At 64.7% G+C, this 23,288-nt stretch carries 21 protein-coding genes; 13 read left to right on the forward strand and 8 right to left on the reverse strand.

Going from position 1 to position 23,288, the window contains the following annotated elements:
* The first annotated feature begins 8 nt into the window (after positions 1-8).
* Positions 9-938: a subclass B3 metallo-beta-lactamase gene (bla, locus tag BLU39_RS11335; RefSeq protein WP_254788951.1), complete on the forward strand. Its 930-nt coding sequence runs from the start codon at positions 9-11 to the stop codon at positions 936-938.
* A gap of 5 nt (positions 939-943) precedes the next feature.
* Here the strand turns inward: bla and BLU39_RS11340 are convergent, their stop codons facing one another.
* Both BLU39_RS11340 and BLU39_RS11345 read right to left on the reverse strand, forming a co-directional pair.
* The gene (locus tag BLU39_RS11340; protein ID WP_092712955.1) at positions 944-1,267 is read right to left on the reverse strand and encodes a tetratricopeptide repeat protein; all 324 of its coding nucleotides are present in this window, start codon (positions 1,265-1,267) and stop codon (positions 944-946) included.
* A gap of 70 nt (positions 1,268-1,337) precedes the next feature.
* Entirely contained in the window at positions 1,338-2,324 is a 987-nt protein-coding gene (locus BLU39_RS11345; protein ID WP_092712957.1) for a zinc-dependent alcohol dehydrogenase family protein, read from the reverse strand.
* A gap of 118 nt (positions 2,325-2,442) precedes the next feature.
* On the opposite strand from BLU39_RS11345, the gene BLU39_RS11350 reads away from it, so the two are divergent.
* The 3 genes from BLU39_RS11350 (at position 2,443) to BLU39_RS11360 (ending at position 6,827) form a co-directional block, all read left to right on the forward strand.
* Positions 2,443-3,363, forward strand: a complete 921-nt coding sequence (locus BLU39_RS11350) for a LysR family transcriptional regulator (RefSeq protein ID WP_092712959.1) — start codon at positions 2,443-2,445, stop codon at positions 3,361-3,363.
* A 56-nt stretch (positions 3,364-3,419) separates the two neighbouring features.
* On the forward strand, positions 3,420-5,510 hold the full coding sequence (locus BLU39_RS11355; protein WP_175539268.1) for a TonB-dependent siderophore receptor: 2,091 nt from the start codon (positions 3,420-3,422) through the stop codon (positions 5,508-5,510).
* 147 nt (positions 5,511-5,657) lie between these two features.
* On the forward strand, positions 5,658-6,827 hold the full coding sequence (locus BLU39_RS11360; RefSeq protein ID WP_092712961.1) for an acetyltransferase domain-containing protein: 1,170 nt from the start codon (positions 5,658-5,660) through the stop codon (positions 6,825-6,827).
* 6 nt (positions 6,828-6,833) lie between these two features.
* Here BLU39_RS11360 and BLU39_RS11365 read toward each other — a convergent pair whose 3' ends face one another.
* The 3 genes from BLU39_RS11365 to BLU39_RS11375 form a co-directional block, all read right to left on the reverse strand.
* Positions 6,834-8,705, reverse strand: a complete 1,872-nt coding sequence (locus BLU39_RS11365; protein ID WP_092712963.1) for a transthyretin-like family protein — start codon at positions 8,703-8,705, stop codon at positions 6,834-6,836.
* 106 nt (positions 8,706-8,811) lie between these two features.
* Positions 8,812-9,342 carry an isochorismatase family protein gene (locus tag BLU39_RS11370; RefSeq protein WP_092712965.1) on the reverse strand — a complete coding sequence of 177 codons (531 nt, stop codon included), beginning with the start codon at positions 9,340-9,342 and terminating at the stop codon, positions 8,812-8,814.
* A gap of 40 nt (positions 9,343-9,382) precedes the next feature.
* A complete protein-coding gene (locus tag BLU39_RS11375; protein ID WP_092712967.1) occupies positions 9,383-10,300 on the reverse strand; it encodes a LysR family transcriptional regulator in 918 nt (305 codons plus the stop codon).
* A gap of 124 nt (positions 10,301-10,424) precedes the next feature.
* Here BLU39_RS11375 and BLU39_RS11380 point away from each other — a divergent pair, with 124 nt between their 5' ends.
* From BLU39_RS11380 to mmsB, 3 genes are all read left to right on the forward strand, one after another.
* The gene (locus tag BLU39_RS11380) at positions 10,425-11,639 is read left to right on the forward strand and encodes an ABC transporter substrate-binding protein (protein WP_092712969.1); all 1,215 of its coding nucleotides are present in this window, start codon (positions 10,425-10,427) and stop codon (positions 11,637-11,639) included.
* Positions 11,640-11,734: 95 nt separating this feature from the next.
* On the forward strand, positions 11,735-13,249 hold the full coding sequence (locus BLU39_RS11385; protein ID WP_092712971.1) for a CoA-acylating methylmalonate-semialdehyde dehydrogenase: 1,515 nt from the start codon (positions 11,735-11,737) through the stop codon (positions 13,247-13,249).
* Between the two features lie 10 nt (positions 13,250-13,259).
* Positions 13,260-14,153: a 3-hydroxyisobutyrate dehydrogenase gene (gene mmsB / locus BLU39_RS11390; RefSeq protein WP_092712973.1), complete on the forward strand. Its 894-nt coding sequence runs from the start codon at positions 13,260-13,262 to the stop codon at positions 14,151-14,153.
* On the opposite strand, the gene BLU39_RS11395 is transcribed toward mmsB, so the two are convergent.
* Positions 14,150-14,539 carry a DUF1090 family protein gene (locus tag BLU39_RS11395; protein WP_092712975.1) on the reverse strand — a complete coding sequence of 130 codons (390 nt, stop codon included), beginning with the start codon at positions 14,537-14,539 and terminating at the stop codon, positions 14,150-14,152. The genes mmsB and BLU39_RS11395 overlap by 4 nt on opposite strands.
* Positions 14,540-14,673: 134 nt before the next feature.
* Here BLU39_RS11395 and BLU39_RS11400 point away from each other — a divergent pair, with 134 nt between their 5' ends.
* The 5 genes from BLU39_RS11400 (at position 14,674) to BLU39_RS11420 (ending at position 19,366) form a co-directional block, all read left to right on the forward strand.
* On the forward strand, positions 14,674-15,516 hold the full coding sequence (locus BLU39_RS11400; RefSeq protein WP_092712977.1) for a tetratricopeptide repeat protein: 843 nt from the start codon (positions 14,674-14,676) through the stop codon (positions 15,514-15,516).
* Positions 15,513-16,514, forward strand: coding sequence for a tetratricopeptide repeat protein (locus tag BLU39_RS11405; protein ID WP_092712979.1), 1,002 nt, complete (start codon positions 15,513-15,515; stop codon positions 16,512-16,514). The genes BLU39_RS11400 and BLU39_RS11405 overlap by 4 nt, the downstream gene beginning before the upstream one ends.
* Positions 16,515-16,582: 68 nt before the next feature.
* Positions 16,583-17,797 (forward strand): AGE family epimerase/isomerase, encoded by a 1,215-nt coding sequence (locus tag BLU39_RS11410; RefSeq protein WP_092712981.1) that lies wholly within the window; start codon positions 16,583-16,585, stop codon positions 17,795-17,797.
* On the forward strand, positions 17,794-18,714 hold the full coding sequence (locus BLU39_RS11415; RefSeq protein ID WP_092712983.1) for a carbohydrate kinase family protein: 921 nt from the start codon (positions 17,794-17,796) through the stop codon (positions 18,712-18,714). The genes BLU39_RS11410 and BLU39_RS11415 overlap by 4 nt, the downstream gene beginning before the upstream one ends.
* Positions 18,715-18,913: 199 nt before the next feature.
* Positions 18,914-19,366: a hemerythrin domain-containing protein gene (locus BLU39_RS11420; protein ID WP_092713047.1), complete on the forward strand. Its 453-nt coding sequence runs from the start codon at positions 18,914-18,916 to the stop codon at positions 19,364-19,366.
* 20 nt (positions 19,367-19,386) lie between these two features.
* Here BLU39_RS11420 and BLU39_RS11425 read toward each other — a convergent pair whose 3' ends face one another.
* Both BLU39_RS11425 and BLU39_RS11430 read right to left on the reverse strand, forming a co-directional pair.
* Positions 19,387-20,445, reverse strand: coding sequence for a LacI family DNA-binding transcriptional regulator (locus tag BLU39_RS11425; RefSeq protein WP_092712985.1), 1,059 nt, complete (start codon positions 20,443-20,445; stop codon positions 19,387-19,389).
* Positions 20,429-22,342 (reverse strand): glucokinase, encoded by a 1,914-nt coding sequence (locus tag BLU39_RS11430; protein ID WP_092712987.1) that lies wholly within the window; start codon positions 22,340-22,342, stop codon positions 20,429-20,431. The genes BLU39_RS11425 and BLU39_RS11430 overlap by 17 nt, the downstream gene beginning before the upstream one ends.
* A gap of 344 nt (positions 22,343-22,686) precedes the next feature.
* On the opposite strand from BLU39_RS11430, the gene BLU39_RS11435 reads away from it, so the two are divergent.
* The coding region (locus BLU39_RS11435; protein WP_139178236.1) for a carbohydrate porin at positions 22,687-23,288 on the forward strand (602 nt) is incomplete at its 3' end.

Below are 23,288 nucleotides of genomic sequence, written 5' to 3' on the forward strand. Positions count from 1 at the left end.
CGAAGTTGATGCTGGCTACGGTTGCGACCATGGCGGCTGCTACGGTGCAGGCGAAGACGCCGGCGACCGTGCAGGATAAACCGGTAAATTGCGACAATTGCAAGGAATGGAACGCGCCCGTCAAGCCGTTCAATGTCTTTGGCAATACCTGGTATGTGGGCACGGCCGGCCTGTCCGCCGTGTTGGTGACGAGTCCGCAAGGCCATATCCTGCTCGACGGCGCGCTGCCTCAATCGGCGCCCTTGATCATCGCAAATATCAAGGCGCTGGGCTTTCGTATCGAGGACGTGAAATACATCCTCAATTCGCACGCCCATTGGGACCATGCGGGCGGCATCGCCGCGCTGCAACGGGCGAGCGGCGCCACCGTGATGGCCAGCGCGGCGGCCGCCCCCGTGCTGCAAAGCGGCACCAACGGCAAGGACGATCCGCAGTACCAGGCCGATCCCGTCGTGCATGTGGCCAAGGTAAGCAAGGTCAGCCTGGTAGGCGAGGGCGATACCGTCAAGGTGGGACCGTTGACCCTGACGGCCCACATGACGCCGGGCCACACTCCCGGCGGCACGACGTGGACGTGGACCTCGTGCGAAGGCCAGCGCTGCCTGGACGTCGTGTATGCGGACAGCCTGAACCCGTATTCGAGCGGCGATTTCACTTACACGGGCAAAGGCGGCACGCCCGATATTTCGGCCTCGTTCGAAGCGAGCATCGCCAAGGTGGCTACCTTGCCATGCGACATCATCATTCCCGTGCATCCGGGCACGACGGACGTGCTGGGCAAGGCCGCCAAGCGCAGCGGATCGGACAATCCCCTGATCGACGCCAACGCCTGCCGCGCCTATGCGGCCGAAGCGGGCGGCTTGCTGGCCAAGCGCCTTGCGAAAGAGCGGGGCGTGGCCTTGCCTGCCGAAGCGAAGGGCGCGGCGCACGCGCATTAAGCTTTTTACTCCGCCGCCTGCCGCTGTTTGTGCAGGCGTTTCAGAAACACCGTCATTTCCTTGACGGCTTGCAGGTCGCCTTGCTGCCGGGCCACCGTCACGCCGGTGGTCCAGGCGGCCTGCGCTTCGTCCAGCCGGCCCAGCTGGTGCAAGGCCTTGCCCAGCAGTTTCCAGGCGGCGGAATAGCCGGGCTGCTGCACGGTGGCTTGCGCCAGGTGCAGGGCCGCTTGCTCGGCGTCATGCTCTTTCAGGCAGGCGTCGCCCAGGCCAAAGCGCAGCAGCGCGTTGTCGCGCCCCTGCGCCAGCAGTTTTTCCAGATTTTCACGCATCAAGAGCTCCGTTAATATGCAAGTTAATTCTTGCATATTAACGTTTGATCGTGCAGGAAACAAGCGGCGTTCAATCCTCTACCTCCACCACCAACTTGCCGCGCGCACTGCCGTCCATCTGCGCCGCGTGCGCTTCATGCGCCGTGCGCAGGGTAAAGCGGCGAGGATCGAGCCGCACCTGCAGCTTGCCCGCCTCGATTAATTTGTTGGCTTCGCGCAAGATGGCCCCATGGCGCCCGTGATGCTCACCGCTCAACAGGGGCAGCAGGGTGAACACGCCCGAGTACGTCGCCGCGCGCGCCGTCAGCGGGCTCAGTGCGAACGTGCCCCAGCCCAGGCAGCTGACGACGTGGCCGCCGTACATGCGTGCCGCCTGGAAGCTGGCGTCCAGGGTGGCGCCGCCCACGGTGTCGTAGACGATGTCGAAGCCGGCGCCGCCCGTATGTTCGGCCACGTAATCGTCCACCGTGCTGGTCCGGTAATCGATGAAACGCGCGCCCAGTGCTTCGATGGCATCGCGGCTGGCGGCGCTGCCCGTGGCAAACACCGTGGCGCCAAGGGCGACGGCGAGCTGCACCGCCATGTGGCCCACGCCGCCCGCGCCACCCTGCACGAGCACGCTGTCGCCCGCCTTCACGTGGGCGCGGTCGACCAGCCCTTCCCAGGCCGTGATGAAGACGAGGGGCAGGGCGGCCGCCTCGCGCATGCCCAGCGCTGGCGGCACGGACGCCAGCAGTGCTGCGTCGAAGACGCCGTACTCGGCCAGCGAGCCCTGGATGCCGGCTATGCCGCCCGCCATGCCATACACTGTTGCGCCAACGTGAAAAGTCGTCACGCCATCGCCGACGGCCTCCACCGTGCCGGCCACGTCGATGCCGAGGATGGCGGGCAGGCGGGGCCGGGCGTGCGGGGCGGCGCCGGCGGCGATTTTCGTGTCGAGCGGATTGACGCCGCTGGCGGCGATGCGCACGAGGACTTGCCCGGGGCCGGGCTGCGGCACGGGCAGGTGTGCGATGCTCATGGGGGCGGCAAAGCTGGTGAGGACGAGGGCTTGCATGGGATTCTCCTGTGGTTGATGCCTCAGTCTAGGCGGGGATGGCGCAAAGAAAAACGGGGCGCGGCCCCATGCACTATTTCGATATCGTGGATAATCATAGTCAAACAGGAGGAAATGCATGGACAGGCTGGAAGCGATGCAGGTGTTTTGCGCCGTGGTCGAGGCGGGCGGTTTCAGCAAGGCGGCGCAGCGCCTGGGCATTTCAACCTCGTCCGTGACCAACCAGGTGGCGGCGCTGGAAAAACACTTCGGCGTGCGCCTCTTGCAGCGCACCACGCGCAGCATGTCGCTGACGGCGGAAGGCCGGCAGTGCCACGCGCAGGCGCGCCAGATGCTGGCCGATATGGCGGCGCTGGAGTCCAGTCTTGAACAAGCGGCCGGGACACCCTCGGGCAGCTTGCGCGTGGATATGCCCAGCAGCATCAGCCGCAACCTGGTGGCGCCCGCCTTGCCCCGTTTTACGGCCGCCTATCCCGACATTTCCCTGCGCCTGACGGTCAGCGACCGCCTGGTCGACATGGTGGAAGAGGGCATCGACGTGATGCTGCGCATCGGCGAGCCGCAGGATTCATCGCTGGTGGCGCGCAGCCTGCTGAAGATGGATTACCTGTGCTGCGCCTCGCCCGCCTTTGTTGCCCGGCATGGCCTGCCGCGCACGCCGCAGGAACTGGACCAGTTTGCCTGCCTGCATTTCCTCTATCCGAAATCGCGCCAGGTGCGGCCCTGGCTGTTCCAGGCCAAGGAGGCAGAGGCGGGCGCTGCCGCATATGCGCACACGCCGCCGGCCGCCCTGGCCTTCGACCATATTGAATCGATGATTGCCGCCGCCCAGGCTGGCTGCGGCATCGTGCAGGCGCTGTCCGTTTCCGTGCTGCAGCCGCTGCGTGAAGGCAGCCTCGTGCCCGTGCTGCAACCGTTCCGCACGCGGGGGCCGGACCTGTGGGCGCTGTTCCACCCGCGCCAGCTGCGCGCGGCCAAGGTGCGGGTGTTCGTGGAGTTTTTGACGCAGATTATTGAGGAAGGCTTTAATGAGAATTGATTATCAATTATAATGCAAGCCTATTGCATTGAATTGCCCCATTGTCAGGAATCCCCATGTCCGTGTTTTTACGCCGCCCCGTGGCGCTCTTGCTGGCCGCCGCCAGCCCCTGGTCACTGGCAGTCGATGGTGCGCAGGCTGATGACGTCGTCACCGTCAAGGCCGAGCGCCAGCATTACCGCAGTTTATCCGCCACGGGCGCCACCAAGACGGATGCCTTGCTGATGGACTTGCCGCAAAGCGTGCGCGTGCTGACCGGCGATCTGCTGCGCGACGCGGGCGTGACGACTTTGGCCGGCGCGCTGGACTTGGCCAGCGGTATTGCAAAACAAAGCCCGCTGGGCGGCCTGTGGGACAGCTATGCCATGCGCGGCTTTACGGGCGACCCGAATTTCGGTTCCGACTACATGGTCAACGGTTTCAGTTCCAGCCGCGGCTACAACGGCATGCGCGACGGCGGCAACACGCAGGCCGTGGAAGTACTGAAAGGCCCGGCCTCCGCCCTGTACGGCCGGGGCGAGCCGGGCGGCACGGTGAACATCACGACGAAAAAGCCGCAGTTCGCGCCCGCATACAGCGCCGATGTTTCTTTCGGCAGTTTCCAGGCGCGCCGCGCCGCCGTCGACTTGACGGGACCGTTGAGCGGCACCATCGCCTACCGCCTGAACGCGGCGCATGAGGAAGGGCACAGCTTCCGCGATACGGTGAAAGTCGAGCGCAGCCTGTTTTCGCCGTCCTTCCTCTGGCTGTTGGGCGAGCACACGACCGTGTCGTATGAAATCGAGGCGGTGCGCCAGCGCGCGCCGTTCGACCGCGGCGTCGTCGCCGTGAATGGCCAGCTGGGACTTGTTCCCGTGTCGCGCTTCCTGGGCGAGCCGGGAGACGGCCCCGTGACGGTCAAGTCGCTGGGGCAGCAGCTGTTCATCCACCACGCGCTGTCCGACGCCTGGACGGTGCAGGCGGGGGCGTCCTACCGTGACAGCGAATTGCGCGGCTATTCGACCGAGGCGAGCAAGCTGCTGGCCGATGGCCGCACCTTGAACCGCCAGCGCCGCCACCGCGATTTTTCGGCCACCGACGTGTCGGCCCGCGTTGAAGTGCTGGGCAAGTTCACCACGGGCGTGCTGGCGCACGAAGTGCTGGCCGGCGTCGACGCTTATCACTTCGACGACCACCGGGTGCAGCTGCGCCGCAATCCCTCGGCCGCGAATGCCTATGCCATCGATATTTTCAATCCCGTGTACGGCGGCAAGGCCGATCCGCTGGCCCTATCCATCGATACGCAGGAAGGGCAAAGGGCGCGTGGCCTGTATGCGCAGGACCAGATCGATCTGGGCGCGCAATGGAAGGCGCTGGTCGGCGTGCGCCACGATAGCTACACGCAGGACGTGACGAACAATCGCCTGCACGTGAGCAACCGCCAGTCACTGTCGGCCACCAGCCCCCGCGCGGGCCTCGTCTACCAGCCGTCGAAGGCGTGGTCGCTGTATGCGAGCGCGGCCAAGGGCTTCCGGCCCAACAGCGGCATCAGCATAGCCAACCAGGCATTTCCGGCCGAGCGCAGCCGCTCGTATGAACTGGGCGCCAAGCTGGAAACGGGCAAGCTGACGGGCACCGTGGCCGTGTACGACATCCGCAAGAGCAATGTGCTGACGACGAATCCCGCCAACACGGACTTCGCCATCGCGGCGGGCGAGGTGGGCAGCCGGGGCCTGGAGCTCGACGTGTCGGGCGAAATGGCGCGCGGCTTGCGCGTCTCGGGCGCCTATGCCTACACCAACGCCACCGTCACGCGCGGCGACAATACGATCGTGACGGGCAGCCGCTTCGCCAACGTGCCACGCCACAGCGCCAATCTGCTGGCCACGCAGCAATTCGCACTGGGCACGGGCACGGCCAGCGTGGGCGGCGGCCTGCAATACGTGGGCGAGCGCCTGGGCGACGTGGCCATCAGCAGCAAATTTACCTTGCCGGCTTACACGACGGCCAAGCTGCTGGCATCGTATTCACCGACGGCGAAACTGCGTCTGGCCCTGAACGTGGAAAACCTGTTCAACCGCAGCTATTATGCGAGTTCGTATAGCCAGCTGTGGGTGGCGCCGGGGGCGGAGCGCACGGTGACGTTGAATGCGCATTACAGGTTTTGATGTATTCACCCAACAGCAAAGTGCCGGGGTCGGACCCGCCGGGGGAATATGCCCCAATGGGGCATATTCCGATTCCGAAGGAACCGACCCCAGTTTCTGCTGTTGGGGTACGCACGCTACTCTTATCCTTACATTTAAAATGAATAAATGACCGTTCCCACTCCCCTGACTTCCACCACCACCCTGCGCACCCGCATCGCCGTCATCGACGTCATGCGCGGCCTCGTCATGCTGATCATGCTGTTCGACCATGTGCGCGAAACGGTATTCCTGCACCACCAGGTGGGCGACCCCATGGATGCGGCCCACGTCGATCCGGCCCTCTTCTTCACGCGCCTGGCCGCCCACGTGTGCGCGCCCATGTTCGTCTTTTTGACGGGTTTGTCGGCCTGGCTGTATGCGCATCCGGCCGCCGGTCCGCGCAGTGCCAGCGGCTTTTTGTTCAAGCGGGGCTTGCTGCTCGTCGTGCTGGAACTCGTGTTCGTCAACTTTGCCTGGATGGGCACTTTCACGCCCGCGATCCTGTATCTGCAGGTGATCTGGGTCATCGGCCTGGCCATGATGGCGCTGGCCGTGCTGCATAAACTCCCGTTGAAAGTGCTGGTCGTGCTGGGCGTGGCGATCATCGCGGGGCAGCATTTGTTTACCTGGCTGCGTGCGGAAGAGGGCAGCCTTGGCTACTATCTGCTGACGGTGCTGCTGCAACGCGGTTATCTGGTCGCCGATGGCGCCATGAAGATCAAGGTCAGCTATCCGCTGCTGCCGTGGATAGGCGTGATCGTGCTCGGTTATGCTGCCGGGCCCCTGTATGCGCGCGGGCTGTCCGCCGAAAGCCGTCGCCGCTGGCTGCTGGCGCTGGGCGGCGGCAGCTTGCTGCTGCTGGCCGTGCTGCGCGGCTTGAATATTTATGGCGAAACCCTGCCGTGGGTGGCCGGCGACACGGCCTTGCGCACGGCCATGAACGTGCTGAACTTCACCAAATATCCGCCATCGCTGGACTTTTTGCTGTTCACCCTGGGCCTGGGCTTGCTGGGCATGGCCTGGCTGGAAAGCGTCGATAACGGGTTTACGCGCGCTTGCGCCACCTTCGGCGGCGCGCCCATGTTCTACTATCTGCTGCACCTGTACCTGCTGCTGGTCATCCGTATCGCCTTGACGGCCGCGCTGGGTGCCAACCATGGCGACCGTTATGGCGTCGAGCACATCTGGCAAGTGTGGCTGATCGCACTGGCCCTGATGCCCGTGCTGTATTTTCCTTGCCGCGCATTTGCCAATTACAAGCGCACGTCGAAACAGGCGTGGGTGCGCTACTTCTGAGTTCGCCTACTTGCAGTACAGCCTGTCGATGCTGTGGCTGGACGCCAGGTAATGCCGCGTCTGCCATCCGATGGCCACCCGGTAAGCGCACGGCGGATCGAGCGCCACGTTGACGGGGAAGCCGCCATTGTTGCCCGATAAGTGAGGCCCGCCCGCGCCGCCGCGGAACAGATAGTTGCTCGGTGGCGGCGGCGGGGTGAAGCTGGCTGCCGGCAGCGGTGGCGGCGGATGCGTGATGCCGTTGTTGTTGGAAATCGTGATATTGAAAAAGCGCAGATGCGGGTGGTCTATCGTGTACAGGATATGCACGAGGCCGCCCGCGATGGGATTGCAGGCATTGCTGCGCAGCTCTTCCAGGTCCAGCGCCACGATGACGGGCGAGTTGTCGAAGACGATGGAATCGAGCCCGTCCGTCGCCACCAGCGCCAGGCTGATGCCGTCACGCACCTCGAAGCCCAGGCGGTAGCGGCGTATCGGTTCGCTCTCGGCCGCCGCCAGGCTGCGGCCCGCGTCGAGGATGGGCAAGCCGCCCGGCAGCTTGGCCGGATGCAAGCTCGTGATGGCCGGCGTATTCACGGTCAGCAAGTCAAACGTGCGCAGGAAGATGCTGGGCGCCACGTTGACGATGGCCGTCGTGCCGTCGCGCATGTCCACGGTGACGGGTTTGCCGTCCACCCGTATCCAGCCGCCCGGTTTCAAATCGCCCGCGTCGATGATGACGGGCGCCGAGTCGCCAAGGCCCAGTCCGTTCGTATAAAACACATAGCCGACGTGCGTGCCGAGCACTTGCGTCAACGGCGCCAGGCTGGCGGGCGCCACCGAGGGGATGACCGTCGGGTCGTCGCTGCCGCCGGGCCAGGTCCATTCGCCGATGAGAAAGCGGTATTCGAGCGGGTTGGCGGGGATGGCGCTATTGCGCAACGGGCAATTGCCTTTCAGGGTGACGCCGCCGGCGAACACATACGAGGCGCCGGCGCCGCCCGCATAGCCTTGCGCGGAAAAGCCGGCCAGCGAGGGAAACGGGTGGATGTCGAAGACTTCCACCTGCTGCCAGTGGGGCACGCCTTCCACGTCGGGTGGCAAGACTTCTTTCGAACACAATTCCACGCAGAAGCAATGGCCCACGTTTTCGCGGCCCGGCTGGCGGCCGTTGGCCTGCGTTTCCGACAGGATGGGCACGCTGCCCAGCTGCGCCGTGAAATACACGTCGGGCCCGCTGGCGAACTCCACGTTGATGAACGGAGAGAAAGGCGTCAAGGTGAAGTCGGACGTCAGGTAATCGATGCGGAAGCGCCCGCTGGCGTCCGTCACCGCGACACCGAGCGCATCGTCCTGCAGCCAGTCGGCGTCGAAGGCCCGCACGGTGGCGCCGGCGATCGGCGCGTGGGGCGCGTCGCAGGTGCGCAGGCGGCCGCAGATGGTCCAGGCGCCGAAGCGGGCGCGTACGAGGCACCAGAAGCGTTGCGGTAGGCAATAGTCCCAGATGGCGAGGAAGTCGTTCTCGGCCTGGCGCCAGCGGGGCTGGATGGTGGTGATGGAAAACTGCAGCGGCACGGGGTCTTTCGGCCCCGGTTTCAACTGCGGCACGGTGGGGCACAGGATGTCGACTTCCACGGCCTCGCCCCGGTAATCGCCGTCTAGTGTGAAACTGTAGTTGCCGTCCTCGTCCGTGCGCGCTTCGGCCAGCAGGAACGGTGCTTTCGCTTGCACCTCTTCTTCCGTGAGGATGGCGAAGGTTTCCTTGGCGCTGGCCATGGCCAGGGCCGTGACGTTTTGCGACTCGCGCGGCCGGTACAGGCGCACGATGACGTGGGACAAGGCTTCAGGACACTCGGCACAGATCAAGCCGCATAGCTTGCCCCGCAGGATGTAGGCCATGATGGCTCCCTTGCTGATGTGGACGGCGCGCCGCTCGGAATGGGGGCGCTGTTACCAAGCTAGCAAATGGGCAGCCGTCGGGCTTGATCTGGCTTAAACCTGCTTTCTATTTAATCAGCGCCAATACCTCGCGGAAGCGCGGGTGCTTGCAGTCTCGCAGCCACTCAAAGGCCAGCATCTCCACCGTCACCAGGTGGGCGCCCAGCTTGTCCAGGCGGGCCAGGGCCGCGTCGCGGCTGGCCCCCTGGCGCGAGCCGACGGCGTCGATGGCGATGATGACCTCGTACCCCAGCTCCAGCAAGCCGATGGCCGTCTGCAGCATGCAGACATGGGCTTCGCACCCCGTGACGACGATCTGTTTGCGCCCGGCGGGCAGCATCTGCTGCAAGCCGTCAAAGCAGGCGCCGAAATGCGTCTTGTGCAAGGTCCGTTCGCACAGGGCGGCGATCTCTTCCACGTTCGGCCCCAGTCCCTGGCGGTTCTGTTCCGTGCCCAGCACGGGCACGTCGAGCAGGCGGGCAATCTTTGCCAGGCGCAGGTTTTGCGCCAGCACGAGGCCCGCATCGTGGATGGCCGGCATCAGGCGGCCTTGCAGGTCGACAATGACCAGCACGGCCTGGTTCGCATCCATCAGCATGGCGTTCTCCTTATTGGTATGTGGCGACAGTGTAGCGCGGTCAGCTTGGCCAGCTGGGCGTGGCCGTTTCGCCCATCAGGTAGGCGTGATTCAAATCGATGGCGCTGCGCAGGTAATTCCACAGGGCGCTGACCCGGGCGATATTGCGCCGTTCGCTCGGTGAAATCATCCAGAAGGCGCGCAGCAGGTCGATCTCGCCGTCGAGCACGGGGACCAGTTCGTTCGACTGCTGGGCCACGAAGCAGGGCAGGATCGCCAGCGCCTGGCCCGCGCGCGCCGCGTGATACTGGGCGATCACGCTGGTGCTGCGAAAGGCGCGCAGGGAATCGGGCGCCACGTTGTCCATGTAGCGCAGTTCCGAACTGAAGACCAGGTCGTCCACGTAGCCGATGATCGGATGCTGCGCCAGCTGCGCCACGCTGGAGATCGGCGCATGGCGCGCCAAGTAGGCTGGCGTGGCGTACAGTTTCAGCCGGTAGTCGGACAATTTCGTCACGACATACGGGCCGGACAGGGGGCGCTCGATGGAAATGGCCACGTCCGCCTCGCGCTTGGACAGGCTGACGAAACGGGGCACGGCGATCAGGTCCACGCTGATGTGCGGGTAGCGGCCGCAAAACTGCGCCAGGTGGGGCGCCAGCACGATGGCGCCGAAGCCCTCGGTGGCGCCCAGGCGCACCTGGCCCGACAGCAGCCGGTTATGTTCACCCAGTTCCTCGGTGGCGGCAAACACCGTGCTTTCCATGGTTTCCGCGTATTCCATCAGGCGGTGGCCTTCGGGCGTCAACTGGTAGCCCACGTAATTGCGGTCGAACAGCTGCGTGCCCACCTGCTCCTCGAACTTGCGCATGCGCCGCGACACGGTGGAGTGGTCGATGCCCAGCTTTTTCGCCGCATCGACGAGGCCGGCGCTGCGCGTCAGTTCCAGGAAGACCCGTATATTGTCCCAATCGAGCATGGCAAACCCTCTCTGTGCATTTTTGCAAAGGAATTATGCATTAATTTTACTTGAGTGCATATTTTTACACATGCAGAATGCAGATAAACATATAAGAAAAACCTTACCCCTCAGGAGACATTGCATGAAAAAGACCGTTCTGGCCATGGGCGCGCTGGCGCTCACCCTGTCCTTTGGCGCGCACGCGCAGATTTCCGATGGCGTCGTCAAGGTCGGCATCCTGACCGACATGTCCGGCCCGTATTCGGCCATGGGCGGGCGCGGCTCCGTCGTCGCCAGCCAGATGGCCGTCGAGGATTGTTTGAAGGCCGAATGCAAGGGCATGAAGATCGAAATCCTGTCTGCGGACCACTTGAACAAGGCCGACATCGCCGCCTCCAAGGCGCGCGAATGGCTGGACCGCGACAAGGTCGACGCCATCGCCGATCTGACCAATTCCTCGGTGGCCCTGTCCGTGCAAAAGCTGATGAAAGAGAAGGGCGGCATCGCCATGTTCAGCGGCCCGGCCACCACGCGCCTGACGAACGAAGACTGCTCGCCGAACGGCTTCCACTGGATGTTCGACACGTATTCGCAGGCGGCCGGCACGGCGGCGGCGCTGACCAAGCTGGGACAAAAATCGTGGTACTTCGTCACCGTCGACTACGCGTTCGGCCACTCGCTGGAAAAGGATGCCAGCGATGTCGTCAAGCGCAATGGCGGCACCGTCGTGGGCGCCGTACGCCATCCGCTCAACGCGTCCGATTTCTCATCCTTCCTGGTGCAGGCGCAGGGCTCGAAGGCGCAGGTGATCGGCCTGGCCAACGGCGGCGCGGACACGGTGTCGGCCATCAAGCAGGCGCGCGAGTTCCGCATCGGCAGCGGCAAGGACCAGCGCCTGGCCGCCTTGCTCGTGTTCCTGTCCGACGTGCACGCGCTGGGCCTGGAAACGGCCCAGGGCCTCGTCTATGCGGACGGCTTTTACTGGGATTACGACGACCGCAGCCGCGCGTTCGCCAAGCGTTTCGAGGCGCTCAACAAGGGCGCCAAGCCGACCATGGTGCAGGCGGGCGTGTATTCGAGCGTCTACCACTACCTGAAATCGGTGGCCGCGGCAAAGAGCGACGATTCGAAGATCGTCGCCCAGAAGATGCGCGAATTGCCGATCAAGGACGCCGTCATGAACAACGCCTCGATCCGCCCCGATGGCCGCGTCATCCACGACATGTACCTGGTGCAGGTCAAAACCCCGGCCGAATCGAAAGGCGCGTGGGACTATCTGAAAGTGCTGTCGACCATCCCCGCGGACCAGGCGTTCAAGACTATGGATGCGGCGGCGTGCAACCTCGTTAAAAAATAATTTTCACCCCTAACGGCGAAAAATCCGGGGTCGGACCCTCAGGGTCCGACCCCGGAATCTGCTCTTGGGGTAACTAGTCAATCACGGAGCACACCATGAACCAAGCCCTCACCCAAGTCCCTGCTGTCCCCCTGCACATCGCCGGCAAGCACCACGCTTCGACCAGCACCGAATGGCGCGACGTCATCAACCCGGCCACGCAGGAAATCGTCGCCAAGGTGCCGTTTTCCACGCCGGATGAAGTCAACCTGGCCGTCGCCACGGCCAAGGAAGCATTCAAGACCTGGCGCAACACGCCGCTGGCGGCGCGCATGCGCATCATGCTCAAGTACCAGCACCTGATCCGCGAAAACATTGGTACTTTGGCCGAACTGATCACGCGCGAACACGGCAAGACCTTGCCCGACGCGGAAGGGGAAGTGATGCGCGGCCTGGAAGTGGTGGAACACGCGTGCTCGATCGCCACCCTGCAGCTGGGCGAGATTGCGGAAAACGCGGCCACCGGCGTCGATGTCTACAACATCTACCAGCCGCTGGGCGTGGGCGCCGGCATCACGGCCTTCAACTTCCCCGTCATGCTGCCGTGCTTCATGTTCCCGATCGCCATCGCCTGCGGCAATACGTTCGTATTGAAACCATCGGAGCAGGACCCGTCATCGTCGATGTACCTGGTCGAACTGATGTACCAGGCGGGCTTGCCGGCGGGCGTGCTGAACGTCGTGCATGGCGGCGCGGACGTCGTCAACATGCTGTGCGACCATCCCGACATCAAGGCCGTTTCCTTCATCGGTTCCACCCACGTGGGCACGCATGTGTACCGCCGCGCCAGCGAATCGGGCAAGCGCGCGCAATCGATGATGGGCGCGAAAAACCATTGCGTGGTGCTGGCCGACGCCAACAAGGAGCAGGCGATCAATAACCTGATCGGCGCGGCATTCGGCGCGGCCGGCCAGCGCTGCATGGCCAATTCCGTCGTCGTGCTGGTGGGCGAGGCGCGATCCTGGCTGCCGGAAATCGTCGCCCGCTCGCAAGCCCTGAAAGTGGGGCCGGGCAGCGACCGCACGGCGGACCTGGGACCGATGGTGTCGAAAGCGGCCATGCAACGCGCGGAAAAGCTGATCCAGGCGGGCGTGGACGAAGGCGCGCAACTGCTGCTCGACGGCCGCGGCCACAAGGTGGCCGGCTATGAGGGCGGCAACTTCATGGGGCCGACGATTTTCTCGAAGGTGGCCGCATCGAACTCCATCTACACGCAGGAAATCTTCGGCCCCGCCATGTGCGTCGTCGAGACGGATACCCTGGACCAGGCCATCGCCTTCATCAACGCCAACCCGAACGGCAACGGCACCTCGATCTTCACCTCGTCCGGCTGGGCCGGGCGCAAATTCCAGAACGAGATCGACGTGGGGCAGGTGGGCATCAACGTGGCCATCCCCGTGCCCGTCGCCTACTTCAGCTTTACGGGCTCGCGCGCGTCGAAACTGGGCGACCTGGGCCCGAACGGCAAGCAGGCCTTGTACTTCTGGACGCAGACCAAGACCGTCACGGCGCGCTGGTTCGCCCCGGACGACGGCGGCAGCGGCGTCAATACCACCATCTCGATGAAATAAGGGGTAGGCCATGGCGAGCAATATCGTTTTCATTGGCCTGGGGAACATGGGGCTGCCCATGGCGCAAAACCTCGTGCGCGCCGGCCATGCGGTGACGGGTTTTGACCTGGTGCCGGCCAGCGTGCGGCAGTTCGCCGACGGCGGCGGCCTGGTGTCCGATGACCAGGCGGCGGCGATCCAGGCCGCCGATATCATCATCACCATGCTGCCGGCCAGCCGGCATGTTCTCGGCGCGTATCTTGGAGACGCGGGCATCCTGGCGCAGGCGCGGCCCGGCACCCTGCTGATCGACTGTTCGACGATTTCCACCGAGGCGGCGCGCCAGGTGGGCCGCGCGGCGCAGGAGAAGGGCTTGCCCATGCTGGACGCGCCTGTTTCCGGCGGCACGGCGGGCGCCACCAACGGCACCCTGACCTTCATGGTGGGCGGCGAAGCATCCGCGCTGGCGGCGGCGCGGCCCTATCTGGACGTCATGGGCAAGGCCATCTTCCATGCGGGCGGTTCGGGTTGCGGCCAGACGGTCAAGATCTGCAACAACATGCTGCTGGGGATTTTGATGATCGGCACGAGCGAAGCGATACGCCTGGGCGTGGCCAATGGCCTCGATCCGAAGGTGGTGTCGGACGTGATGGCGAAAAGCTCGGGCCGCAACTGGACCCTGGACGTGTACAACCCGTGCCCGGGCGTGGCCGAGAACGTGCCCGCGTCGCGCGGCTACACGGGCGGCTTTGGCGTCGACCTGATGCTCAAAGACCTGGGCCTGGCCGTGGAAAGCGCGCTGGCCAGCGGCGCCTCCGTGCCGCTGGGCGCCTTGTCGCGCAATTTATACAGTTTGCACAGCAAGGCGGGATCGGGCGCGCTGGATTTTTCCAGCATCTACCAGATGCTGGGCGATAAGGCTTAAGGCTGTTGCGCTTGCAGGGCGGCCAGTTCCGCCCTGGCTTTTTCCAGCTTGCCTTCCAGTTTGGCGATCTTCTTCGGCTGTTTATTCGCTTCCTGGGCCAGGCGCAGCGAACGCTCCGTCTGGTTCACCTTCGCCTGCGCCTTCAGCACCTTCTTGTTGTGGCGTTCGGCCAGGCTGCTGTCACGGCAGTGGGCGTTGACTTCGTCGAGCGCGCGCGTGAGGCCCGCGACTTTGTCGGACAGGCCCTGTTCTTTGGCCTGGCGCAATTCGCTGCGGATGCTTTCGCGCTTGGCGGCGCAGCCGGCCAGCTGGGTGTCTGCGGCGCTGGCGCCCACGGAGGCTGCGGCCAGCAGCAGGGTCAAGGCGGTGGTGGCGAGGCGGTTCATGGTCTTCCTGTGTCAGTGGTGGGCCCGTGCAATGTAAGCCTGCCGGGGTGCCCTGTCAAACTTCGCGTACCGTGCGCGCCTTCCTGGCGCGGCATCGGCTACCATGCGTGTTTTCTTCTTTCCGACACCGCCGCATGCCCCAGAAATTCCTCTTGCTGCTGCCTTTTCTGCTGCCGCTGCCCGTGCTGGCGCAAACCTCGCCCACTTTGCTCGACCTGCAGCTGATTGCCAACAAGGCCAGGGCGGATGTGGCCAGCCATAGCCCGGAAAGTATCGCCGAGTTTGCCGAGATGCGGCGGCTGGCGGAAACAGGCGACATCGAGGCGCAGCTGGAACTGGCGCGCATGCTGCAGCTGGGCGTGGGCACGCCGCAAGACACGGCGCAGTCGATGGCGTGGATACGCAAGTCGGCCGAAGGCGGCTATGCGCCGGCGCAAGCGGATTTGGGCCTGGCCTATACCGTGGGTAGCAAGGTGCCGATCGACCGCGTGCAGGGAGAATACTGGTTGCGCAAGGGCGTGGCGCAGGGTGATGCACTGGCGCAAACGATCCTGGCGCTGGAATTCATCGATGGCCACAGCAGTGCCGAAGAGCAGGCGCTGGCCATCACCTGGCTGAAGGCGGCGGCGAACGAGCAGCACTTTGTGCCCGCCTACAATGGGCTGGGCGAGCACCTGATGCGCGCAGCCACCGACGAGCAGGACCGCGGCGAGGCTTTCCACTGGTATGACAGATCGGCGCGTGAAAAGGAGCCGGCCGGCATGCGCAACCTGGCCCGCGCGCACGAGCTGGGCCTGGGCGTGAAACAGTCGGACAAGCTGGCCCTGGTCTGGTACGAGCGGGCGGGATGGAGCGGCGACGTGCCCGCCATGCGGCGCATGGTCGATGTGTACGTCAAGGGCGAACTGGGACAACAGGCGAATGCCGAAGACGCCGCCGAATGGCGCGGTAAATTGGCTGAAAAGGAAAACAAATGAAGACCATGCTGTTCATCTTGAGCCTGGCCTTGGCGCAGAGCGTGCTGGCGCAGCCAGCGTCCCTGCAAAAGCCGCGCCAGCATCCGGCGCTCGTGGAATTCGACATGTCCGGCCAGGACGCCATGCGCGCAAGAGTGCGGGCCGTGATCGACCGCCCGGCCGACCTGTCGCCAGAGAAGGTCGCGGCCTTCGACATGACGCGCGCCGCTGCGGAACGGGGCGACACGGCCGCCCAGCTTGAACTGGCGCAGATGCTGCATGAGGGCGAGGGCACGCCGCGCGACTATGACGCCGGCCTGGCCTGGATGAAGAAATCGGCTGAAGGCGGCTATGGCCCGGCGCAGGCCTTCCTGGGCGTGGCCTATACCTTGGGGCAGGGCGTGCCGATCGACCGCAAGCTGGGCGAATACTGGTCGCGCAAGGGCGCCGCGCAAGGCGTGGAACTGGCCAACTTCACGGTGGCCCAGCACTTTGAAAACATCCACAGCAGCCCGGAAGAACAGGTGCATGCGCTGCACTGGCTCAAATACTATGCTGAAAACGGCTTCATCCCCGCCTACAATGAAATCGGCTACCGCCTGATGATGACGGCGAAGGACGAGGCGCAGCGCAAGGAAGCGTTCGGCTGGTACATGCGGTCGGCCAAGGCGCTCGATCCGTCCGGCTTGAACAACGTGGCCTATTCATATGAAGTGGGGCAGGGCGCACCGCAGAGCGACGAAGCGGCCCTGGGCTGGTACGAGATGGCGGCCATCGCCAAAAGCCCGCCGGGGCAGACGGGTTTTGCGCGGCTGCTGGAGCAGGGGCGTGGCGGCCCGACCCGGCAAGGGCCGGCACCCGAACCCTTTGCCTTGTATCTGCGGGCCGCGAAGCAGGGCGACCTGGAAGCCATGGAACGGCTGGTCAGGGTGTACGACAAGGGCGAGCTGGGACAGGCTGCCGATCCCGCGCAGGCCGCACTGTGGCGTGAAAAGCTCAAGCTGGCCAAGACGCCCTGAGCGGGCATGACGGCGCGGAAACGGCATGCTATCATCATTGTTATCGATAACAATATCATGAGAGACCCATGAATCCCGATTTCCGCTCCAAGGCGACGCTCGAAGCGCATATCCTGCACACGATGCACTTTTATCATCCGCGCGCCATCGATGCGAGCGGCGGCTTTTACCACTTCTTCCTCGACGATGGCACGGTGTACGACGCCAGCACGCGCCACCTGGTCAGCAGCACGCGCTTCATCTTCAATTACGCCATGGCCTATCGCCGTTTCGGCGGCGACGATTACCAGGCGGCCCTGCGCCACGGCGTGGCCTTCTTGCGCGATGTGCACCGCGACCCGGCCACGGGCGGCTACGCCTGGCAACTGTCGTGGAAAGATGGCGTCAAGCAGGTCGAAGACGGCGCCAACCACTGCTACGGCCTGGCCTTCGTGCTGCTCGCCTATGCCCACGCCTTGCAGGCGGGGATGCCGGAGGCGCGCGCCTACCTGGACGAGACGTTCGAATTGATGGAGCAGCGTTTCTGGCTGCCCGAACACGGCCTGTACGCGGACGTGGCCAGCGCCGACTGGTCTGCTCTGGATGGCTACCGTGGCCAGAACGCGAACATGCATGCGTGCGAAGCCATGCTGGCCGCGTTCGAGGCGACGGGCGAAGCGCGCTACCTGCACCGCGCCGAAACCTTGGCGCACAACATCACGGTGCGCCAGGCGGCTCTGGCGAACGGCATGATCTGGGAACACTACACGCCCGACTGGGCTATCGACTGGGATTACAACCTGCACGACAAGAGCAATATCTTCCGTCCGTGGGGCTACCAGCCCGGCCACTTCACGGAATGGGCCAAGCTGCTGCTGATCATGGAGCGCCACGCCAAGTTCATGGCCGGTCCGTCCGACTGGCTGCTGCCGCGCGCGCGCGAACTGTACGACACGGCCCTGGCCAAGGCCTGGGACGGCGCGCATGGCGGCATCCACTACGGCTTCGGCCCGCACGATGAAATCTGCGATGGCGACAAATACTTCTGGGTGCAGGCGGAAAGCTTCGCCGCGGCCGCCGTGCTGGCCGCGCGCACGGGCGACGAGGCCTACTGGCACAGCTACGACAAGATATGGGACTACAGCTGGCAGCATTTCGTCGACCATGAACATGGCGCCTGGTACCGCATCCTGACGCCCGAGAACCAAAAAATCAGCAAGGAGAAAAGCCCGGCCGGCAAGACCGATTACCACACCATGGGCGCCTGCTATGAAGTGCTGAACGCGATTGGCGGTGCGGCATGAGCGCCATGTTCCCGACTTTTGTATCGGCCGGCGAAGCGCTGACGGACATGCTGCGCACGGGCGCCGATTCCTGGAGCAGCCAGGTGGGCGGCTCGACCTGGAACGTGGCGCGCGTGATGGCGCGCCTGGGCGTGCCCAGCGCCTTTGCGGGCGCCGTCAGCTGCGACGTCTTCGGCGATGCGCTGGCGCAAGCGACCGACGTGGCGGGCCTGGACATGCGCTTTTTGCAGCGCCATGCGAAGTCGCCGCTGCTGGCCATCGTGCACGAACTGCATCCGCCCACGTATTACTTCATCGGCGACGACAGCGCCGACCTGCATTTCGACGCGGCGCGCTTGCCTGCCGGCTGGATGCAGGGGGCGCAATGGGTGCATTTCGGCGGCATCAGCCTGGCGCGCGAACCGCTGGCGGGCAAGCTGGTGGCGCTGGCGCAGGAGCTGAAGGCGGCAGGCGTGAAAATCAGCTATGACCCGAACTTCCGCATCATGATGGATGAACGCTACGACGCCACCCTGCGCCGCATGACGGAGCTGGCCGACGTGATCAAGGTGTCCGATGAAGACCTGGCCGGCCTGTTCCGCCACGGCGACATCGATGGCGCGTTTGCCATGCTGCGCAGCTGGAATCCCCATGCCACGTATTTGTATACGCGCGGCGCGCAGGGCGCGGCCCTGTACCAGGGCGAACGGACATGGCAGGCGGCGCCGCCCGTCATCGAAGTGGTCGACTCGGTGGGGGCGGGCGACGCCAGCATCGGCGGCTTGCTGTACAGCCTGATGCACCGCACCGACGCCGATGGCGGCCAGCACTTGCGCTTTGCCGTCGCGGCCGGGGCGGGCGCCTGCCTGGCGGCCGGCGCAGCGCCACCTTCGGTGGAGCTGGTGCAGTCGCTCGAGGCGCGCACGGTCGTCAGTTAAGTCAGACTTGGCCTGATCTGCGTCAACAAGGTGGCCACGTTTGGGCTTGGCCTACCTTGTCGTAAGCCATGCTCCTACATGGCTGCCGCAGGGCGCTGTCTAGAATGTGCACTTCATGTGTACAACTGGAGACTACATCATGGCCACCCAATCACCTCAGGCAGCTTCCGTTTCCCAAACACAGGCAGGCATGCCGGACATGGATGCGATCGAGCTGCTGACGCAAGACCATCAAACCGTCAAAGAACTGTTCGAACAGTATGAAGGCCTCAGCGACCGTTCGCTGGCCAGCAAGCGCAAGCTGGCCTTGAAAATATGCCAGGAACTGAGCAAGCATGCGATGCTGGAAGAAGAAATCTTCTATCCCGCCGTGCGCGACGCCAGCCGTTCGAACGAAGACCTCGTCGATGAAGCCATCGTCGAGCACGCATCGGCCAAGGAGCTGATCGCGCAGATCGTCGCCATGGAACCGGGAGAGGATTTATACGACGCCAAGGTCAAGGTACTCTCCGAGCAGATCGATCACCACGTGCTGGAAGAGGAGGGCGAGATTTTCCCCCGCGCGCGCGACGCGGCACTCGACCTGCAAGCCATGGGCAGCCGGATCGCCGCGCGCAAGGGGGAAATCGAACTGCCCGACATGCAGGCGTGAGCGTCCATGGCCGCGCGTGGCTAGCGCGCCCGTCCCGTCGATGCGCGTTCCATCAAGGTAAACGCCATCAAATGATGCGTGGCGGGCGCCGTTTCCCCGGCGCGGCGCTGGCGGATTTCGTCGATGACGAGACTGACGGCGGCGCGCGCCATGTCGGCGATGGGCTGGTGGATGGTGGTCAGCTCGGGCCAGACGGTGGTGGCGACGGGCGTGTCGTCGAAGCCGCACACGCTCAATTCCGCCGGCACCTGCAAGCCCATGCCGTGCGCCACGGCCAGGGTGGCGGCGGCCATGTCGTCGTTGCTGGCGAAGATGGCGCTCGGGTGCGGCGCTTGCGCCAGCAACTGGCGTGCCGCGTCCAATCCCGAACGATACGTAAAATAGCCTTGCGCCACCCTGTGCGGCGGTACCGGCAAGCCCGCTTCACGCATGGCGTCCTCGAAGGCCTGGCGGCGCAGCAGGGCGGGCGTGTGCGCCGGATCGCCTTCGATGAAGCCGATGTCGCGGTGGCCCAGCGCAAGCAAGTGGCGCGTCATGGCCAGCGCGCCTTCGTAGTCGTCGACGCGCACGGCCGAGGCGTCGGGCGAAGGGCGCGCCGTAGCCACGGCGATGACGGGAATGCCCATTTGATTGAGCTGCGCCAGTACCGCGGGCGAATCGCACAGGGGCGGCGGCACGAGGATGCCGTCCACGCCGGCCGCCACCAGGCAATCGATGCCGGCGCGCTGGCTGTCCATGTCTTCGCAGCGCTCGAGCAGCAGCTGGCCGCCGCCCTGGCGGCACTGGTCCATGGCGCCGACGAGGAATTCGCTGAGAAAAGCGGCGCTGGGATTGCTGTATAACAGGCCGATGCGCAGGGTGCCCGTGCGGGCCGCCCTGGCCGCCAGGTTGGGCTGGTAGCGCAGGCTGGCGATCGCCGCCTCGACCTTGTCGCGCGTGGCCGTGCTGACGCTGGCGCGCCCGTTGATCACGCGCGATACCGTCATGGCCGACACGCCGGCCACGCGCGCCACGTCGTGCACGGTGGCCCCGCTGGCGGTGTCTGGTGCGGCGTGCGCCGCCTTATTCGAGGTGGCCACCGAATTTCAGCTTGCCGCTGATGCGCATGCCGTGCAATTGACCTTCTTCCAGTTCGGCGGCGCTGGTGCGCTGCGCCGTGTCGCGCCGCGCCAGTCCCACCGACAGGATGTCGAGCATCATCAGTTGCAGCAGGCGCACGATCATGGGCACGAAATTGAGATTGCCTTCCGGGTGGTTCAAGGTCAGCAACACGTCGGCCAGCTTGGCCAGCGGCGAACCGCTGGCCGTAATGGCCAGCACGCGCGCGCCGCAGCCTTGCGCCACCTTGACGGTACGCAGCAGGTCGGGCAGGGCGCCCGAACGGGAAATGACCAGCGCCACGTCGCCCGGTTTGAGCATGGCGGCGCTCATTTCCTGCGCCTGCGGGTCGGCAAAGAAGCTGCTGACGATGCCCAGGTTGAGCAGCTTGTGCTGCATGTCGTCGGCCACCACGCGGGCGCTGCCCACGGCCAGCAATTCCACGCGCTGCGCGCCGCGCAGCAGTTCGATGGCGGCCGTCAGCGCTTTCACGTCGAGCATGTCGCGCATGGCCAGCGCGGCCGATGCATTATTGCCCAGCACCTTGCGCGCCAGTTCCGCGTCGGAGTCCGAAATCTCCACGTGGCAGTGGGCCACCGTGATGGCGCCGCCCGTCAGGCCGGAGGCCAGCTTCAACTTGAAGTCGGCCAGGCCCTGCACGCCGATCGAGCGGCAAAAGCGCATCACCGTCGGCTGGCTGACGCCCACCCGCTGGGCGATTTCCGCGATCGGCAGGGTCAGCATGGCGTTCGGTTCCTTCAGCACCCAGTCGGCCACCTTGCATTCCGATGGGCTCATGCGGCCGCGCGCCTGGCGCACGGATTCGAGCACGGGCGCGCCGGTATGGGCGCGCTTGAGCTTTTGCGCCAGGATGGCGGCGATGCCGAGAAACGTCGGCAGTTCGGCCGTGATCAGGAAGGTGGGAATCTGCGCCAGGTATTCGTTCAGGCGGCCCTTCTGTTCGAAGCGGGCGCGGAACTGCGACTGTTCGAACAAAGGCCCCAGGCGCGGCACGATGCCCCCGCCTATATAGATGCCACCGAGCGCACCGAGGGTCATGGCCACGTTGCCGGCGATGGAGCCGAGGATGGCGCAGAAGCAGTCCACCGCTTCGAGGCACACGTCGCATTCATTGTTCAGGGCGCGGCTGGTGATGTCGGCCGCCAGCAGCGGCGGCGCATCGGGCTTGCCGGCGCGCTCGGACAGGGCGCGGTAGATCAGTTCCAGCCCCCGTCCGGAAGCGAGGCGTTCGGCCGAGACGTGCGACAGCTCGCGCCAGGCGAAGGACAGCACGTCCATCTCGCGCTGGTCGCAAGGGGCGAAGCTGACGTGGCCCCCTTCGCTGCCCAGCGCGATCCAGCGGTCTTCGGCGGGGATCATGCCCGACACGCCCAGGCCCGTGCCCGAGCCGAGCAGGCCGATGACGCTGTCGGCGCGTGCCATGCCGCCGCCGATCTGCTGGCGCTGGTCGGGCCGCAGGTAGGGCAGGGCCATGGCCAGCGCCGTGAAGTCGTTCACCACCAGCAGGGTGTCGAGGCCCAGCGCGGCGCGCATCGCCTCGATCGAGAAGAACCAGTGATGGTTCATCATGCGGATATTGTCGTCATCGATGGGATTGGCGATGGCGATGGCCGCATGGCGCACGCGCGCCGAACCGGCGGCGCGCGCGTCGCCGCTATCCATATAGGCCGTGATGGCGTCGAGCAGCGAAGCGTAGTCGTCGCAGGGCAGCACGGCTACCGCTTCCAGGTGGCCCTGGCGCGTTTCCAGCACGAAGCGGGCATTGGTGCCGCCGATGTCCGCCAGCAGGCGCGGCCCGTCGTTGAAGCGTTCCGCCGGATCGCTGCCTGCTACTTCCATTTTTTCATCAATTTTCATGGCGGTGCCTAGTCTCGTATGCGTGCGCGGTCGTGGCCGCGCACTGTCGTTATGGCAAAAACCAAGGATTTTAATTCGTATACGTGCCGCGTGCCGAAAAATGCGGGGTGGCTGCGCAAATGCCCGTCCACAGTGCCGGATGCGGCGGTGTCGGCGGGAAAAAGCAGGGCAGTCAACCCGTATATCGGTACGCAAGAAAGTGTCGCAGAGTAGTCGTAGGATTACAACATAATATGTTGATATTTGTTCGTAGTATAGTTACTATGTCCCTGCTGGAAAGAATTCTGGCCAGTACATTCGGCCACGAATGACTAGATAAAAAATAACTACTGAGGAGACTTACCATGCTGCATCGCAACATGTTGAAGGCCGTGTTGAAGACACTGCCCGCTGCCATCGTCTTGGCCATCGCCAGCGGTTCCGCTGCCGCCGACCCCATGTACCCATCCGACTCCGAAGGCTTCCACGGCTACCTGCGCGCTGGCGCCGGCAGCAATACCTCGGGCGACGGCGGTTCGCAAGGCTGCTTCGGCCTGGGCGGCAATACCATGAAATATCGTCTGGGCAATGAGTGCGATGCCTACACGGAATTCGGCTACACCAAGTCGATCGCCAATTCCGGCGGCGTGAACTACCTGGCCACGGTCTGGGTCAACGCTTACGCGCCCAACTCCGATTTCGGCGACAACAAACTGGGCATCGTCAAAGCCTATGTCGAAGCGCAGGGACTCGACTTCCTGAACGGCGGCACGGCCTGGATCGGCAAGCGTTTCTACTACCGTCCTGACATCCACATGCTGGACTTGCAATACATCAACATGAACGGCACGGGTGCCGGTCTGGACCGCATTCCTGCGGGCCCGGGTAAATTCTCGTATGCCTTCTTCAAGGACAACGACATCAATACCGTGTCGAAGACCGGCGTCGTCAGCACCAAGTCCGCCGT

The sequence above is a fragment of the Janthinobacterium sp. OK676 genome, from assembly GCF_900103595.1.
Taxonomy (GTDB): domain Bacteria; phylum Pseudomonadota; class Gammaproteobacteria; order Burkholderiales; family Burkholderiaceae_D; genus Janthinobacterium.

What these genes read in the sequence shown, in the direction of transcription:
- BLU39_RS11395 (WP_092712975.1), bottom strand. Translation starts at nt 14,539, where the DNA reads ATGAACCGCCTCGCCACCACCGCCTTGACCCTGCTGCTGGCCGCAGCC.
- BLU39_RS11415 (WP_092712983.1), top strand. Translation starts at nt 17,794, where the DNA reads ATGAGCGCCATGTTCCCGACTTTTGTATCGGCCGGCGAAGCGCTGACG.
- BLU39_RS11430 (WP_092712987.1), bottom strand. Translation starts at nt 22,342, where the DNA reads ATGAAAATTGATGAAAAAATGGAAGTAGCAGGCAGCGATCCGGCGGAA.
- BLU39_RS11350 (WP_092712959.1), top strand. Translation starts at nt 2,443, where the DNA reads ATGGACAGGCTGGAAGCGATGCAGGTGTTTTGCGCCGTGGTCGAGGCG.
- BLU39_RS11405 (WP_092712979.1), top strand. Translation starts at nt 15,513, where the DNA reads ATGAAGACCATGCTGTTCATCTTGAGCCTGGCCTTGGCGCAGAGCGTG.
- BLU39_RS11420 (WP_092713047.1), top strand. Translation starts at nt 18,914, where the DNA reads ATGGATGCGATCGAGCTGCTGACGCAAGACCATCAAACCGTCAAAGAA.
- BLU39_RS11400 (WP_092712977.1), top strand. Translation starts at nt 14,674, where the DNA reads ATGCCCCAGAAATTCCTCTTGCTGCTGCCTTTTCTGCTGCCGCTGCCC.
- BLU39_RS11385 (WP_092712971.1), top strand. Translation starts at nt 11,735, where the DNA reads ATGAACCAAGCCCTCACCCAAGTCCCTGCTGTCCCCCTGCACATCGCC.
- BLU39_RS11360 (WP_092712961.1), top strand. Translation starts at nt 5,658, where the DNA reads ATGACCGTTCCCACTCCCCTGACTTCCACCACCACCCTGCGCACCCGC.
- BLU39_RS11380 (WP_092712969.1), top strand. Translation starts at nt 10,425, where the DNA reads ATGAAAAAGACCGTTCTGGCCATGGGCGCGCTGGCGCTCACCCTGTCC.
- bla (WP_254788951.1), top strand. Translation starts at nt 9, where the DNA reads ATGCTGGCTACGGTTGCGACCATGGCGGCTGCTACGGTGCAGGCGAAG.
- mmsB (WP_092712973.1), top strand. Translation starts at nt 13,260, where the DNA reads ATGGCGAGCAATATCGTTTTCATTGGCCTGGGGAACATGGGGCTGCCC.
- BLU39_RS11370 (WP_092712965.1), bottom strand. Translation starts at nt 9,342, where the DNA reads ATGCTGATGGATGCGAACCAGGCCGTGCTGGTCATTGTCGACCTGCAA.
- BLU39_RS11340 (WP_092712955.1), bottom strand. Translation starts at nt 1,267, where the DNA reads ATGCGTGAAAATCTGGAAAAACTGCTGGCGCAGGGGCGCGACAACGCG.
- BLU39_RS11345 (WP_092712957.1), bottom strand. Translation starts at nt 2,324, where the DNA reads ATGCAAGCCCTCGTCCTCACCAGCTTTGCCGCCCCCATGAGCATCGCA.
- BLU39_RS11365 (WP_092712963.1), bottom strand. Translation starts at nt 8,705, where the DNA reads ATGGCCTACATCCTGCGGGGCAAGCTATGCGGCTTGATCTGTGCCGAG.
- BLU39_RS11355 (WP_175539268.1), top strand. Translation starts at nt 3,420, where the DNA reads ATGTCCGTGTTTTTACGCCGCCCCGTGGCGCTCTTGCTGGCCGCCGCC.
- BLU39_RS11375 (WP_092712967.1), bottom strand. Translation starts at nt 10,300, where the DNA reads ATGCTCGATTGGGACAATATACGGGTCTTCCTGGAACTGACGCGCAGC.
- BLU39_RS11410 (WP_092712981.1), top strand. Translation starts at nt 16,583, where the DNA reads ATGAATCCCGATTTCCGCTCCAAGGCGACGCTCGAAGCGCATATCCTG.